The organism is Pseudomonas sp. GW704-F2, assembly GCF_059423025.1.
This window is the reverse complement of record NZ_JBWKXO010000016.1, coordinates 130,652-147,054: the sequence shown is the minus strand read 5'-3', so window position 1 is coordinate 147,054 and position 16,403 is coordinate 130,652. Positions and strand designations below refer to the sequence as shown.

Annotated in this window: 10 protein-coding genes; 1 reads left to right on the top strand and 9 read right to left on the bottom strand. The window is 53.9% G+C overall.

Features of this window, described 5'->3' with window-relative positions; genetic code table 11:
- The coding region (locus AC07W0_RS15840; protein WP_146013169.1) for a hypothetical protein at positions 1 to 233 on the top strand (233 nt) is incomplete at its 5' end.
- A gap of 699 nt (positions 234 to 932) precedes the next feature.
- Here AC07W0_RS15840 and AC07W0_RS15835 read toward each other — a convergent pair.
- The 9 genes from AC07W0_RS15835 to dnaA all read right to left on the bottom strand — a co-directional run bounded on the left by AC07W0_RS15835 (position 933) and on the right by dnaA (position 16,243).
- Positions 933 to 2,429, bottom strand: a complete 1,497-nt coding sequence (locus tag AC07W0_RS15835; protein WP_102617655.1) for a reverse transcriptase domain-containing protein — start codon at positions 2,427 to 2,429, stop codon at positions 933 to 935.
- A gap of 261 nt (positions 2,430 to 2,690) precedes the next feature.
- On the bottom strand, positions 2,691 to 3,401 hold the full coding sequence (locus AC07W0_RS15830; protein ID WP_102617656.1) for a YgjP family zinc-dependent metalloprotease: 711 nt from the start codon (positions 3,399 to 3,401) through the stop codon (positions 2,691 to 2,693).
- 13 nt (positions 3,402 to 3,414) lie between these two features.
- Positions 3,415 to 6,699, bottom strand: a complete 3,285-nt coding sequence (locus tag AC07W0_RS15825; RefSeq protein ID WP_102617657.1) for a type I restriction endonuclease subunit R — start codon at positions 6,697 to 6,699, stop codon at positions 3,415 to 3,417.
- 189 nt (positions 6,700 to 6,888) lie between these two features.
- Positions 6,889 to 8,205 carry a restriction endonuclease subunit S gene (locus AC07W0_RS15820; RefSeq protein WP_102617658.1) on the bottom strand — a complete coding sequence of 439 codons (1,317 nt, stop codon included), beginning with the start codon at positions 8,203 to 8,205 and terminating at the stop codon, positions 6,889 to 6,891.
- Positions 8,202 to 9,812: a type I restriction-modification system subunit M gene (locus AC07W0_RS15815; protein ID WP_102617659.1), complete on the bottom strand. Its 1,611-nt coding sequence runs from the start codon at positions 9,810 to 9,812 to the stop codon at positions 8,202 to 8,204. The genes AC07W0_RS15820 and AC07W0_RS15815 overlap by 4 nt, the downstream gene beginning before the upstream one ends.
- A gap of 225 nt (positions 9,813 to 10,037) precedes the next feature.
- Positions 10,038 to 12,455: a DNA topoisomerase (ATP-hydrolyzing) subunit B gene (gene gyrB, locus AC07W0_RS15810; protein WP_017848946.1), complete on the bottom strand. Its 2,418-nt coding sequence runs from the start codon at positions 12,453 to 12,455 to the stop codon at positions 10,038 to 10,040.
- A 4-nt stretch (positions 12,456 to 12,459) separates the two neighbouring features.
- A complete protein-coding gene (recF, locus tag AC07W0_RS15805; protein ID WP_010565854.1) occupies positions 12,460 to 13,563 on the bottom strand; it encodes a DNA replication/repair protein RecF in 1,104 nt (367 codons plus the stop codon).
- 20 nt (positions 13,564 to 13,583) lie between these two features.
- Positions 13,584 to 14,687: a DNA polymerase III subunit beta gene (dnaN, locus tag AC07W0_RS15800; RefSeq protein WP_017848945.1), complete on the bottom strand. Its 1,104-nt coding sequence runs from the start codon at positions 14,685 to 14,687 to the stop codon at positions 13,584 to 13,586.
- A 38-nt stretch (positions 14,688 to 14,725) separates the two neighbouring features.
- Positions 14,726 to 16,243: a chromosomal replication initiator protein DnaA gene (gene dnaA, locus AC07W0_RS15795; RefSeq protein ID WP_026140277.1), complete on the bottom strand. Its 1,518-nt coding sequence runs from the start codon at positions 16,241 to 16,243 to the stop codon at positions 14,726 to 14,728.
- Positions 16,244 to 16,403: the final 160 nt, after the last annotated feature.

The window sequence follows — 16,403 nt, the reverse complement described above, 5'->3', positions numbered from 1 at the left end:
AAGCAGTTGAACACCTGGGTCAGTTTTCAGTCGGCAGAAGAGCCTCTACTGGGTCAGTTTTCGGTCAGCGGCAACAGGCCAAGGCTCTGAGAGGATTTCAAATACCGGTTCTCACCGCTGTACAAGCGGACATGGCTCTAGAGGCACTGGAGGAAGAGGCTACCATCGAGCGTCAGATCGATGATCTACGGCAGAAGCAGGCGAACATCAGTTCATTTCTCTGGCCAATTTGACCAACATTGACGTCAAGCGGATGCCTTCCGCTCAGTGGATGCAGTGTTCACTCTGCCAGCGGTCCGGCCTCTAAGCACCTACTTAAAAAATTGACCAGTCACGCGCAGGCCTTCCGAGAGGTATTTTTCTACATTGATGTCCGTAGCAATATCGCTACGGTCTCAGTGTAAAAAGCATGCAAACTCACTCCCTCAGCATTACCCATAACATGACTCAACGTACACCAAGTAAGCCATCCACTGGCGGTTCTACTCGCAGCGTACCTGGGTGACCTGCCCCTGTATAAACGCCTGAATCATCGCGCGTTGGCCTTTGATCTCAGCTACCTACCCGGCTGGGAGCAGTCAGTAGCCGATGCGCAGGAATTAAAACTGATTCGAAGTAATTTTGAGCTTCGGTTTCCGTCTCGCGGGCACTTCGTCGAGTCGCAGGGATTCGCGTAATTTTACGTTTTGGTGAATCGCCACCGCAGATCTCCACAGCCTGGCGACGCTGAATGATCGACTTAGTCGCCGGATCCTCTGGCTGCGCCACACCAGAATGTTGGAGCATCGCGCGACCGAGTAAATACGATATCCTTAAAAACTATCAAATCGAAAAAACCGGTAGGCAGGACAACTCCGGCCTCATTTTAATAGCGGACTTAAATACCAAAGGCAGTGTGCCCGTTTCGGCCACCGCTTCATATAGTCAAGACTTCAAATACCTTTGTACTCGTACTTTAGAGACTGCGGATGCATTACTTTTTCGATGCCGGCCTCACGCAAGCCTCGCTGTAGAGCACGATAAATCAATGTGAAACTTGGAATTTCAAGAAGCCGCTTTCCCTTGATACGTCGGCGCCCAAGCTGCTCAACTAGATTTTTATGTGCTACATTAAATGGGAAAGAATGCAGCCTATTAAATCCATGCAAAATTAATAATTTCGATCGTAACTGGATACATCTATAAATCATAGAAACCAACCAACCATCCAAATTTCTAAGTTGAGACTCGTCATTCAGAAGAGGATAAAAGCTCATTACACCCTTAAATTGTAAATATTTCTTCCTTCCGGAAATATAGTCAGTTATATCTCGATTTGATAGCCCACCGTACATATATCGACGAACTTGCATTATAGATACCAACAGAGCCTTGTCCCGATCATTAGCTGGAATAACCAGCCCCCTCAGAGGACTTGATTTTAGGGGTTGAATCATCGATCTATAAAGCAAATAAGCCATATGTTTTTTTATTCTTTTTTCGGCGCTTTCTTTAATCGAAACCTTACCTACACCTATTGAGTAGCCTAGAAAATTCAAATAGCTTTTTGATGCGATTTCTGCTGGCAATCCATCTCGTGCTAAAAGGCTTATGCCATCAGATTTTTTTGCATTAATTGATACGCCGGCCTCTTTAGAAAAATCATTAATTATCGAAAAAGATTTACATATAGCTGCGTAATCTGGACTCCAAATCACCGTGTCGTCCGCATACCTAGCGAATTTCAACCCGGATTTCTCAAGAGACTTATCAATTTTCCAACAAACTAGGTTCGCTAAGAATAATGAAATAGACGTTCCCTGTGGAATACCCTTATCGCGTGAGGCTAAGAAAGCTTTGATTACAGCTTCTTCCTCATCGCTAATAAGAAATCCGTTTTCGTGAAGTTGACTATACAGATATGTATGATCGATTGATCCGAAAAAATCCGAGAAGTCAAATTCGGCAATAAAAGTTCTTGCTTCTTGGGATATATCAATTGCTATATCTTGTATAGCAAAATGCACGTTTCTATCGTTACGATAAGCGTATGAAAACGAACTAAAGCGATGTCTATTTTTATCGAGCAACCGGCTATAGAAATATCTGGAAATCGCTGCGTCTGGTATTTGATATATTGTTAGTTCTCGACTTCCGCCACTAGACTTCGGAATTGACTTTCGAAAGGGTTCTGCCGGGGCATAGGTTCTATTGGATATTTTTTTAGCAATTGAACGTGCAATTGCCTTGGCGTTCGATTTTACGTAAAATGGATTAAATCTTCTATCGACTTTCCAATACTCTGGCGACTCAACTTTCTTTGGAGGCGCATCTGAAATTCGCTTAGTATTACGAACCCAATCGATATGAAGTTTATTATGATAGCTATGATGCCTAAGAATCAGTTTTTCGCATTCTTTCACTATAGCTATGTAGATTTTTTGCTCCATGCTTGCCCCCCGTATCCTAAAAACAAAAAGCCCGAGTTTTACCTCAGGCCTCCCACGGAACAAACCTAGTAAAAGTAAGTTTTCATTTGGTTGGTACAGTTTTGATGCTGTACCCCCTAATGCGCAGCGTTAGCTGCTAAAGAGGAGCCCCGTTCTTTCTCTAAGAAAGTTTTTGAAGGATGCGCCACACGCGACAAGCGTGTCAACCCACATACTGTAATAGTGTCAGAGGCTTCGTCCGCAAACTCATAATGCAGGTAGTCAAACCGCATCGCCGTACAAAGCCCGTTCCAACACCTGATGTTGTTTCTGCCAATCCGGCATATGGCTGGCTACCAACGTCCAGAATGCCTTTGTGTGATTTTTCTCCACTGTATGGCAAAGCTCATGAACTATGACGTAGTCCTGCACGCTGGCAGGTAGCTCCATCACACGTGGATGAAACTCCAAGGTATTGTTCGCATCACAGCTAGCCCAACGACTTTGGAAGTGACGGATACGAGCGCCAGTCGCTTGCAGGCCTGTGACTCGCTGCCAATGACGGACACGCACCAACAATTTCTCGTCAGCACGCTCCCGATAGAACCCCTCCAGCAAGGGCATCAGCGTATCTGGATGGATACTCATACCATCCGGGTTATCAACGATGAAACGCGATGCTGTGAAGGTCAATTGGGGCTTGAGTACGTCCGGCGCATGCCTTACTTCGGTGAAGTAAGTGCGCCCGGCATAACGCAGACGGCTGCCCGTGACGATGGGCGCGCTGGCCAAGGGCTGATTCACCTGAGCCAGCCTTTCACGAATCCAGCGTGCACGACGGAGCACCATAGCCTCTTGTTCAGGCTCACCCACCAACGGCCCGCGTAACAGAACAGGTCGCCCCCGTTCCACGGTCACGTAATGGCGCTTGAGCTTCGTATCGAGCTGGAAGTACCACTCGATAGCTGTTTGGCCGTAGTTCAATACTGGCATGGGAAAGGCCGCGTTAGTTTTTTAGCAAGATATCGAAGATTCGTTTGGCGTGATCACGCGCTACTGAGCGCTCCCAACCCGCCAGAGGCATCAATACCCCCCGCAGATGGTCTTTAAAGTCAGGATGCGTATCCGGCATTTTTTTCCAGTTTTCAGTCGCCAGAGCACGACTCAGCATTTCATCCTCGAACAGCTTGGTCGTTGCTACCCTTGCCGTATTCTCAGACAGTAACGCGGCAAGGTAGTGATACACCGCTGAATGCGCGGGCTTATTAAAACCGGTGTTGTCCTTATCCTGAATCCGCTGGCTGAACAGCTCCAGTTGCTCTAGGAACTTGGCCTGGGTAATGCGCCCCGCCTTTTCCTCCTCAAGCAATTTTTCCAACTCCTCAGCTATCTTTTCAAAGAATGCTGGATCTTTGTCCTTGCCGGTGACGATGGTTTGTTTCAGCTGGTTTTTCATCACCAAGGCGCGGCTACCGGGGCTCGCCAGCTTCTTTAAGCGCGCCATATCACTGGCATCCAGAATCGATACCTCACGGCCTAACAGACTCTTGGCGGGGCTGGCGGCAATGTACTCATCCAGTAGCTGTTGAAGCATCGCGGATTCAAGCTTGGTGATGCGTTCCTTGTAGGTATTACCCGGCAGTTTGTCCCGTAGCATCAGCCGAATCTCACCTAACAGGGTGAAGTAGGGCTTGAAGGGTACGCCGCGTACATCCGGCAGGATGATGTCCACAGAGCGGTTAAACTGCTTCACCAAGTCCAGAAACTCTTCGACCATGTCTAGCCTGGTGGCAGGATCAAGGAAGCGCTCGGCATCATCTTTGTATGCCTCGCGTTGCGCTACCGGGTCATGCTTTTTTGGCAGCAGTTTTAGTATGCGGTCGAGCGTGGCTTGCAGCTTGGGTAGTTCGGTTTCAACACCTTCCCAGACCTGCGAAGGCTTCACGTCACCGCCGTAAATCTTCAGCGCATGGTCGAGGTGCTCGACTACTCCGTGGTAATCCACGATGTAACCAGCATTTTTGCCGGAAAAGGTTCGGTTCACCCGTGCAATAGCCTGCAACAGGGTGTGTTCCTTAAGCGGCTTGTCGAGGTACATGGTGCCGACAATCGGAGCATCCCACCCGGTCAGCAGCATGTCGGATACGATGATCAACCCGACGTTGTTCGCCTGCGGCTTACCATCAAGCCCATCATTTTCTTCCCCATAGGGCAGGGGAAACCGCTTGCTGACAAAGTTGCCGATCTGCTCGGACGGCATGGCCACGGGTATCTTTCCAGCTTTCACCTCAGCCTTGACCCGCTCCTCGATGCTTCGGATCTTGTCGGCGTCTATTTCGTACTCTGCCGCCTCTTCCATGGCAGAAGCACCAGTCCGGGAAGAGGTAATACTGGCGAGGGAAATAACCACCTTGCTGTCAAAGGTCGGCAGCCCTTTGCTCGCCCGTTGGACCATGATTGCATCGAGCAGATCCTTGTAACGCACCGCCATATCGCGGCCATCGCACACCAGCATGGCCTTCAAGTCCTTAGCCTTTACACTACTGAGGAAATGCTCGACCAAATGTTCGGCGACCTGTTCCATACGGTCGCCGGCCTGACGCCAGCGGCGCAGCAGCTCACGCTTTAACTCATGCTGACGAACTTCACTCTGGTCTGCGAACTGCTCCTTGAAAGCGGCATCCAGTTCAGCATTGGCCGACAACGCCACCCATGCATCCTGGTATTTGATGGGTAGGGTTGCTCCATCCGCAACCGCTTCATGCAGACGGTATTCGTCGATGTATTCACCACCACCAAACTCGCCCAGCGTGTGTTTATCCTCTTGCAGCAGCGGCGTACCGGTAAAGGCGATGAACTTAGCGTTGGGCAAACTGGCACGCATAAAGGCCGCGAGAAAATCATACTGACTGCGGTGAGCCTCATCGACCAGCACATAGAAATTGGGCTTGGTGCTCAGCACCTGGAAGTGCACCTTATCTCGGCTGATTTCTTCCCACTTAGCTTTGACTAACCCGCCGTTCTCATCCACCTCCCGGTGGCGGACGTTGCGTTCATGCACAATGAAGAAGTCCTTCTCCTCGCGAATCCGCTTGTGGCGGTTCGCTTGCAGGGTGTCATCGTCTTCATCAGGAGAGTCGGCAGCCTGCTCACTGGGCTGATCATTCTCTTGAAATTTCTGCACCGTACTGGTGAACACGCTACCGTAGTCGTTGGACAGCATCTTCAGCAAGCCATCAACCGACACAGCCTGAATGGCATTGACGCCCACAGCATGGAAGGTGTCGAATATCTGCTTATCGAGGTCTTTGCGGTCGGTCAATATCAGCACGGTTGGGTTGTTCAAACCCGTGCTATCGGCACGTAACATGCGCGCAAGTAGAGCCATAGTCAGTGACTTGCCGCTACCTTGGGTATGCCAGACAACGCCGCCCGTGGGTTTGGGCGCACATAGGCGATCCACCGTTTTGCGCACGGCCCGCCATTGTTGATAGCGCGGTAGCTTCTTCACGGTCTTGCCATCGCGGGTTTCGAACAGTACGAAATGTGTGATCAGTTGCAAGAAGCGGCTCGGCTCGAACAATGCCCAAAGCACGCTTTCCTGTTCACTTGGATCATCGCCTAACAAGGCAGCAACAGCGGCTCTCTCCTGCGTCTGCAACCGATAACGAGCGTAATACGCAGGCCTGGTAAAGATCGCACCATACAGCCCTTCACGTCGATTAAGACCAACGCATACCTGGTTGAATACAAACTGAGTTGGAAAGGTACTCTGGTAGCCATCCAGTTGCCCCAAGGCCTCATCCAGGCGGTGATGGCTGGCTTTGCATTCAATGATGGCCAGGGGCAAGCCATTCACAAACAGCAGCAGATCGGGACGAAAAACATCCCCATCAGCATTACGCCCCACGTATTGATCAACGACATGGAAGTCGTTGTTGGCTGCATTACAGGCATCGAAGAAGCGCACACTGCGCGGCTTGCCTTCGACGTCCTTCACCTGGATATCCGACCGCTGCACCACCTGTTCCCAGAACGCCTTGTTGGCGGGCAACAGCTCATCATTGACTCGTTTACGTAGCTCGATCAGTGCGGCACTAAAGCCACCGGGCGCGCTCGCCAGCCATGGGTTGAGGATCAGCAGCCGAGCCAGCAACACATCGTCCAGTACCGGTGCCAGATGACGATGTTCTACCCGCACCTGGTTACCGGACAGATGGGTGTAGCCCAGCTTGATCAGCCAATTGATGGCGGGTAACTCAACCCCGACTTTCTCCGGTGACTGGCTCATTGCTTACTCCTGTTCCTTGGAGGTTTCCCTCGGACGACTTCGATACCAAACCACGGTAGGGCCATCAACGGCCTGACTTGGTTGCGAATTTCAAACTGCTGAAACTCATGTAAGAGATGACGCCAACCGCCACAGCCATAGCGTTTCGGCGTCTGCTCTAGATATGACGTGGTAGTCCAGCAATAGCCTTCAAAAAGAGGTGTCCACTCCGCCTGCGAGCTTGACCCGCCATTCCCCGGTTAGCAGCTTTTGCATCAGGCCACGTTTAGTGGACTCAACAGCACATCGCTTTGCTTCAAGTAACTGAAGCTTGGCCTCAACGCCATCGAGAATCTGACTAATCTTCTGCTGCTCAGCTAACGGCGGCAGAGGAATAGTGATGTTGGCCAACGCGCTCAATCCAAGCGTTTTATTTCGACCGGCCCCGCCTGGAGAAGCCAATGACAGTAAGGCGATTCCAGCGGGTGTGATCAAGTATCTATAGATGTAGGAAGTATCAGCCCGAGAGTTGTCCACCGTGCATGTGATGTACCTATGCGAACCATAACGGCCGTCATCTTCGGGTTTTGCTACTGCTACGGCACCTTCCCATGCAAACACATTTGAGAAAAGGAGGTCCCCGGCTCTAATTTCAAATAGCCGCTTGTTGCCAACCTCAGAACCAAGCAGCGCTGGCTTATGAAATGTCCCCTTTCCATAAGAGCGAAGGCCAAGCTCGGGGTATGTTGCATCGGGACGGATTTCTACTGGTCTTCGGATTAGCGGTGCAATATCGCCTAGCCTCATTACATCCCACGTGGAAGGAATGTCCAGCGACAGCACTGTTTTAAATTCTGTGTGAAACACCCACTGCCCGCTGGTATCTTGAATTCCCACACCCCGACTGAACAGGGTTTGCATCAGACCCTGCTTGAGGATCTGGGTGGCTTCAATCTGGCGGGTGATCACAGCCAGCTTCTCGTCCACGTCCGTGAGAATGGCGGCGATAATTTGCTGTTCAGAGAGAGGAGGTGCCGTAAGCAAGAGGCCTTTTACGTCGCCTGAATTTACGGCTGGATAATTGGAGCCAGCAGTGAGTTTCTCAATTTGTGCATCCACACCTCCAGAGAGCAACGACTGATACAGAAACTCAGGCGATGCAATCTCTTTCCTTGCGCGAACAACTGCGAATCCAGTAGATGCGATTACATTGCCATCTACGCGACGCGCGAAGTAATGCCCCTTCAACTTAGGACGGACGGTGGCAAACAGGATATCCCCTGCTTTGACTTTGCGTCGTGCTCGTAAAGGGGCGTCAGAAAAATTTATATTTTCGTGACCGTTAATCAGCCGCCCAGAATCTACGTCGCCTAGGCTGATGTAGCGAAATGAGAAATCTGCGGCCGTCTTAATTGATAAGGATTCCGGATCCACATCCGCAAGCGATTCAACTTTCTCCACAGACCAGTCGGAAGGTATCCATCCAATCTCGGTCTCCTTGTATCCAGGTTTGCCTACCACGCTCATTCCGCGGTCTCCAACAAGCCCAGATCGGCAAGATAACCATTCAGCCGCGCATCAATTTTCGCCTCTTCCTCAGCCAGCATCGCTAATTTCGCTAAGGTGGCAGCCACATCGACAGCCTCTTCGGTCTCGCCATTGTCTATATATCGGGCGATGTTGAGGTTGCCGTCGTTGCTGCGGATTTCGTCTAGTGTGACGATACGGCAGTAATTCTCCACCTCAGTCTGCTGCTCGAACGCGGCCTTGTGGGTGCTAACGATACGGATAACATCTGCAACCCGTAGACTGTTCTGCACCTTGTCATTACCAAAGTCCGCACTTGCATCAATGATGATTACCTTACCCTTGAGCGCCATCGGCTTCTGCTTGTTCAGAATTAGTACACAAGCGGGAATGGGAGTGTTGTAGAACAATGCAGGCGGTAGACCAATGATGGCTTCAATCAGGTCTCCTGGCTGGTTTCCATTAGCTGCATCTGTTCCAAAAAGTAGCCCTTCGCGAATTTTGCCTTCCTCGCCACTACGGAACAGCACACCGTGCGGCAGGATAATCCCCATACGACCGTCAGCTTTGAGGCTGGCCAGCATATGCTGAGCAAAAGCGAGGTCAGCATAGCTCCGTGGAGGGATGCCATAGATCAGCCGACCATAGGGATCGCTGACCTGCTTGTAGTTGGGTGCTTTGAGTTTTTTGCCGCTATCCTGCTCGTTCTCGTTACTCAACTCTAGCGGAGTCCACCAGGACTTCGCCGAGAACGGCGGGTTAGCAATTACCCGATCAAATGTCTTTAGGTAATCCCCGTTGAGGTGCTTGGGCTCGACCAAGGTGTCGCCGCGCTCAATAGCTGCATGCATGTTGTGCAGGTAGAGGTTGAGCTTGGCGATGGCCCAGGTACCCAGGTTCTTTTCCTGACCGAACAGCAGCACATTAGGTTTGCCCATCAGAGTGCCATTGGGAAAACCGGATACATGGTGGGCGCTCTCCACCAGCATGCCTCCACTACCACAGGTGGGGTCATACACGCTGTGGCCGGGTTGCGGGTCAATCAGCTCAACCACCAGTTGCACAACGGCCTTGGGAGTATAGAACTCACCGCCTTTCTTCCCGGCATCGTCGGCGAATTGCTTGATTAGATATTCGTAGGCATCGCCAAGCATATCCGCTTTATAAAGGTCGGTATTGCCCAGTTTGTATTGGTTAAAGTGACGTAGCAGGCGTTGCAGGGTCGCGTCCGACAGCACCCGTTTGTCACCATACTGAGTGGCGGTCAGCACGTGTTGTAGCTCGGGGTTATTGGCCTCGATGGTCGCGAATGCCTTGTCCAGTGCCTCACCAATATTTTCGGTGCGTGAGATCAGATCGAACCAGCGGGCACTGATAGGGAACTTGCCCCATTTGTCCTCGATCTCTTCCTGGGCATCGCCATAGCTCAGTTTTTCGTCTTCCCTCAGCTTGGCAACGCGCTCGTCAAACACGTCGTTGTAACGCTTGAGGAAGAGCAGGCCGAAGATGTAGTTCTTGAAGTCGGAAGAGTCGATAGAGCCGCGCAGAATGTTCGCGGACTCCCAGAGCCAAGACTCTAACGTTTCGAGTGACAGCTTATGAGCCATGGGTAAATCTATCCCTATCAAAGCTGATGCCCAGCGCCAACGATTGTTGCGACTGCACAGGCATACTGGAAGAAAAATTGGGCTCGATTGTACAAGTCAGCGTCACCTTAAGCCCGAAAAAACATCTCCTAAAACGACGAAACCCCGGCACCAGGCCGGGGTTTAGTTTAAAGAGCGACATTATCTCGCCCACTCACGACACTTAATGTGCCCATCGACACCCGATCAGAAATCCAGGTTAGACACCGCCAAAGCATTACTCTCGATGAAGTCACGGCGAGGCTCGACCGCATCACCCATCAGGGTGTTGAAGATCTGGTCTGCGCCGATGGCGTCTTCGATGGTCACGCGCAGCATACGGCGCTGAGCGGGGTCCATGGTGGTTTCCCACAGTTGATCCGGGTTCATCTCGCCCAGACCTTTGTAGCGCTGGATGGTGTGACGCTTGGTGCTTTCGGCCATCAGCCAGTCAAGGGCTTCCTTGAATTCCCTGACCTGCTTCTTGCGTTCGCCACGTTGGATATAAGCGCCGTCGTCCAGCAGGGTGCTCAGTTGTGCGCCCAGGGTGACCACGGTTTTGTAGTCGTTGCTGCCGAAGAAGTCGCGGTTGAAGGTGACGTAGTTGGACAGGCCGTGGGAGATCAATTCGACCTCGGGCAGCCACACGTTACGTTCACGGTCTTCGCGCAGGCTGGCTTTGTACACCAGGCCGGATTTCTCGACGGTGCGCAGACGCACTTCATACTGGGCCAGCCAATCCTGCATCGCTGCGTGATCGCCCAACTGCTCCAGGCTCACGGCCGGCAGGTAGATGAAGTGCTCGGTCAGTTCCTGAGGGTACAGGCGCGACAGACGCTTGAGCGTCTTCATGACCATGCGGAAGTCGTTGACCAGACGCTCCAGCGCCTCACCGGAAATGCCCGGTGCTTCTTCGTTCAAGTGCAGGCTGGCGTCTTCCAGGGCCGACTGCGTCATGTACTCTTCCATGGCGTCGTCGTCTTTGATGTATTGCTCTTGCTTGCCCTTTTTGACTTTGTACAACGGCGGCTGGGCGATGTAGATGTAGCCGCGCTCGATCAGCTCCGGCAACTGACGGAAGAAGAAGGTCAGCAGCAGGGTACGGATGTGCGAACCGTCGACGTCAGCATCGGTCATGATGATGATGTTGTGATAGCGCAGCTTGTCGATGTTGTATTCGTCGCGGCCGATACCGCAGCCCAACGCCGTGATCAACGTGCCGACTTCCTGGGAGGAAATCATCTTGTCGAAGCGCGCTTTCTCGACGTTGAGGATCTTACCCTTCAACGGCAGGATGGCCTGGGTGCGACGGTTACGGCCCTGCTTGGCGGAACCGCCAGCAGAGTCACCTTCCACCAGATACAGCTCGGAGAGGGCAGGGTCCTTCTCCTGGCAGTCAGCCAGTTTGCCCGGCAGGCCGGCGATGTCCAGCGCGCCTTTGCGGCGGGTCATCTCACGGGCTTTACGCGCGGCTTCACGGGCACGCGCTGCGTCGATCATCTTGCCGACAACCAGCTTGGCTTCGTTCGGGTTTTCCAGCAGGAAGTCGGAGAAGTACTTGCCCATCTCCTGTTCCACGGCGGTCTTCACTTCGGAAGACACCAGCTTGTCTTTGGTCTGGGAGCTGAACTTAGGGTCCGGTACTTTCACCGAAATAATCGCAGTCAGACCTTCACGCGCATCGTCACCGGTGGTGGCAACTTTGTGCTTCTTGGCCAGGCCTTCGGCTTCGATGTAGGTGTTCAGGTTACGCGTCAGTGCGGAACGGAAACCCACCAGGTGAGTACCGCCGTCGCGCTGCGGAATGTTGTTGGTGAAGCACAACAGGTTCTCGTTGAAGCTGTCGTTCCACTGCAGGGCGATTTCCACGCCGATGCCGTCTTCACGCTGGACGTTGAAGTGGAACACCTGGTTGACCGGAGTCTTGTTGGTGTTCAGGTATTCAACGAACGCACGCAGGCCGCCTTCGTATTTGAACAGCTCTTCCTTGCCGCTGCGCTCATCCTTGAGGACGATGCCGACACCGGAGTTGAGGAAGGACAGTTCACGAATCCGTTTGGCCAGGATGTCCCAGCTGAAGTGGATGTTCTTGAAGGTTTCGTCAGAAGGACGGAAGTGAATCTGGGTACCGGTAGTTTCGCTTTCGCCAACAACCTTCATCGGTTCCTGCGGAACACCGTGAACGTAGGTCTGCTCCCAAATCTTGCCGCTGCGACGCACGGTCAGCACCAGCAGTTCGGAGAGGGCGTTTACTACGGAAACACCTACGCCGTGCAAACCACCGGATACTTTGTACGAGTTGTCGTCGAACTTACCGCCGGCGTGGAGCACGGTCATGATGACCTCTGCCGCCGAAACGCCTTCTTCTTTATGCACGTCTACCGGAATGCCACGACCGTTGTCGCGCACGGTGATGGACTCATCCGGGTGAATGATAATGCTGATGTCGTCGCAGTGACCGGCGAGAGCTTCGTCGATGGAGTTGTCGACCACCTCGAACACCATGTGGTGCAGACCGCTACCATCATCGGTGTCGCCAATGTACATACCGGGACGTTTGCGTACGGCATCCAAACCTTTCAGCACTTTAATGCTGGTCGAGTCGTACGTGTTTTCTTCGCTCATGCCTTCACTCCCGATGGTCGTGGGTCTGGGTGATACGGCCTTGTTCCACGTGGAACAAAGCGACTGGCGTTTCCGTCTGCCAGCCTTCCCTCAATAATTCGTGGTCTACACAGGTGATAAACACCTGGCAGCGTAAGTCTTCCAACAAGCGGCATAACGCTCGGCGGTGTTGCTCGTCGAGTTCTGACGGCAAATCATCCACCAGATAAATACATTGACCGCGCCGGGCCTGGCTAACCAAATGCCCTTGGGCGATACGCAATGCACATACCACCAGCTTCTGCTGGCCGCGGGACAAGATATCCGCGGCATTATGTGCGCCTAACCTAAGACGCAAATCAGCGCGCTGGGGGCCGGCCTGGGTGTGGCCGATTTGCTGATCCCGCTGCAAGGACGTGGCGAGCACTGCACTCAGTTCACGCTCTTTGTCCCAACCGCGGTAGTAGCTCAGCGTCAGCCCTTCGAGGTCCAACAGCTCACTCAAGGTCTGCTCAAAGACTGGTTTCAAGGCTTTGATATAGGCGCGGCGGTATTCATCTATTTCGTCGCTGGCCAGGCACAGTTCCCGGTCCCAGGCTGCTTGCGACGCGGCGTCAAGTGTACCATGCCGCAGCCATGAGTTCCGCTGCCGCAAGGCCTTCTGCAGGCGCTGCCAAGTGGCCATGAAGCGCGGTTCCACGTGGAACACTCCCCAATCGAGGAACTGCCGACGGATTTTCGGCGCGCCTTCGAGCAAACGGAAACTGTCGGGGTTGATCAGTTGCAGCGGCAGGATTTCCGCCAACTGCGCCGCGCTGCGAGCATTTTGCCCGTCGATGCGGATCTGAAACTCGCCCCCGCGATCACGGGATATCCCCAAGCTGCTATGGCCACCTTCAGCCAACTCGACCTGGCCAAACACCGTACACGCCAGTTGTTCGTACTGAATCACCGGCAACAGGCGGGCACTGCGGAAAGACCGGGCAAGCCCCAACAAATGGATGGCTTCCAGCACGCTGGTTTTGCCACTGCCGTTGGCGCCATGGAGGATATTGATGCGGGGGGAGGGGGAGAAGGTCACCGGGTGCAGATTGCGCACCGCGGTGACCGAGACGCGACTGAGGGACATCTAGCTTCTGCTGAGCATGATTACAGACGCATCGGCATAACAACGTAAGCCGAGTCATCGTTGTCGGATTCTTGCACCAGCGCACTGCTGTTGGAGTCGGACAGAATCAGGCGAACCTGTTCGGTGGTCATCACACCCAGCACGTCGAGCAAGTAGCTCACGTTGAAGCCGATTTCCAGCGAACCGCCGTTGTAGTCGACGCCCACTTCTTCTTCCGCTTCTTCCTGTTCCGGGTTGTTGGCCTGGATCTTCAGTTGGCCGTTGGCCAATTGCAGGCGAATACCCCGGTACTTTTCGTTGGACAGAATCGCAGTACGGCTGAACGCCTCACGCAGGGCCTGACGATCACCGACCACCAGCTTGTCGCCACCCTTAGGCAGTACACGCTCGTAATCCGGGAACTTGCCGTCAACCAGCTTGGAGGTGAAGGTGAACTCGCCGGTGGTGGCGCGGATGTGATGCTGGCCCAGGACGATGCTGACGATACCGTCCGGCTCGGTGAGCAGACGCGCCAGTTCAAGGATACCTTTGCGCGGCACGATCACCTGATGACGGTCCGGCTGACCGATATCGGCCTTCATCGAACACATGGCCAGGCGGTGACCGTCGGTGGCCACGGCGCGAATAATGCCTTCCGACACTTCCAGCAACATACCGTTGAGGTAATAGCGCACGTCCTGCTGGGCCATGGCGAAGCTGGTGCGCTCAATCAAACGCCGCAGTTTGCTTTGCTCCAGGCTGCAGGTCAGCGAACCCGGGCCTTCTTCCACAGTCGGGAAGTCATTGGCCGGCAACGTCGACAAGGTGAAGCGACTGCGGCCGGCCTTGACCACCAGCTTCTGCTCATCGACCTTGATGTCGATCAGCGCGTCGTTGGGCAAGCTTTTGCAGATATCCATCAGCTTGCGCGCGGGCACGGTGATCTCGCCAGGTTCAGCGGGCTCTTCCAGCTGAACGCGACCCACCAGTTCGACTTCCAGGTCGGTGCCGGTCAAGGACAATTGCTGGCCCTCGACAACCAGCAATACGTTGGAAAGCACCGGCAAGGTCTGTCGGCGCTCGACGACGCCTGCGACCAGTTGCAGGGGTTTCAACAGGGCTTCGCGTTGAATGGTGAAGTGCATGGTCTAGTCCCTTGCCTTAATAAGCTGCGCTGGTGTCATCAAGTAGTCAGTGTACGCAGCAGGTTCTTGTAGTCCTCGCGAATATCCGCGTCGGATTCCTTAAGCTCGTTGATCTTGCGGCATGCGTGCAAGACCGTGGTGTGGTCGCGACCACCGAAGACATCGCCGATTTCCGGCAGGCTGTGGTTGGTCAACTCTTTGGAGAGTGCCATGGCCACCTGACGCGGACGTGCCACCGAGCGCGAACGGCGCTTGGACAGCAGATCGGAAATCTTGATCTTGTAGTACTCGGCCACGGTGCGTTGGATGTTATCCACACTCACCAGTTTGTCCTGCAGAGCCAGCAGGTCTTTCAGGGATTCGCGAATCAGCTCGATGGTGATGTCGCGGCCCATGAAGTGCGAGTGCGCGATGACCCGCTTGAGCGCGCCTTCCAGCTCACGCACGTTGGAGCGAATGCGTTGGGCGATGAAGAACGCGGCGTCGTGGGGCAGATCGACTTTGGCCTGATCGGCCTTTTTCATCAGGATCGCCACGCGGGTTTCCAGCTCCGGTGGCTCGACCGCCACGGTCAGGCCCCAGCCGAAGCGCGACTTCAAGCGTTCTTCCAGGCCTTCGATTTCCTTCGGGTAGCGGTCGCTGGTCAAGATGACTTGCTGGCCGCCTTCGAGCAGGGCGTTGAAGGTGTGGAAAAACTCTTCCTGGGAACGTTCCTTGCGCGCGAAGAATTGAATGTCATCGATCAGCAAGGCATCCACGGAACGGTAGAACCGCTTGAACTCGTTGATAGCGTTGAGCTGCAGGGCCTTGACCATGTCAGCCACGAAGCGCTCCGAGTGCAGGTACACGACCTTGGCATTCGGGTTCTTCTTTAATAGATGGTTACCCACCGCGTGCATCAAGTGCGTCTTACCCAGGCCAACGCCACCATAAAGGAACAGCGGGTTGTAACCGTGCTTGGGGTTGTCGGCGACTTGCCAGGCGGCCGCGCGGGCCAGCTGGTTGGATTTACCCTCGACGAAGTTCTCAAAGGTAAAGGTGCGGTTCAGGTAGCTGGTGTGCTTGAGCGCGCCTTCGACCTGCACGGTGCGCTGCTCGGCGCGAACCGGTGCTTGCTGGGAACTGGCACCCGCCATCGGATCGAAGCTGTCGCGGGACGGCTCTTCATTGGCCGGCGCGTTTTTCTGGGCCGACGATTTCGAAGGCGTCGGCGCGGGAGCCGGCGCGTGGTTGACCGGAGCCGTCACCGCCTGGGCTTGCGACGCGGCAGCCGCCAATGGCGCATTCGGCGCAGCGCGAGGCGCGGAGCTACGTTTGCTGCCTATTAATAAGGAGAGCACGGGCGCGAGGCCGTTGCCATGTTCATCGAGCAATTCGAGAACGCGGCTCAGGTACTTCTCGTTGACCCAGTCGAGAACAAAACGGTTGGGTGCGTAGACGCGCAACTCGTCGCCTTCGGCTTCGACCTGTAGCGGACGGATCCAGGTGTTGAATTGCTGGGCAGGCAGCTCATCGCGCAAAAGCTCTACGCACTGCTGCCAAAGTTCCACTGACACGGATATCCCCTAAGTTGAAAGCCGGTGAGGCAAAAACAGCCGCCATTGTAGCGGTCGGCCGCCCACTTATCCACATGTAGGTTGCGCACAGGTCAGCCAAAATCAACGCCTTAACGTGAATAAAGGCGACCAATGGTCTGTGCATAAGCTCTGTGGATAA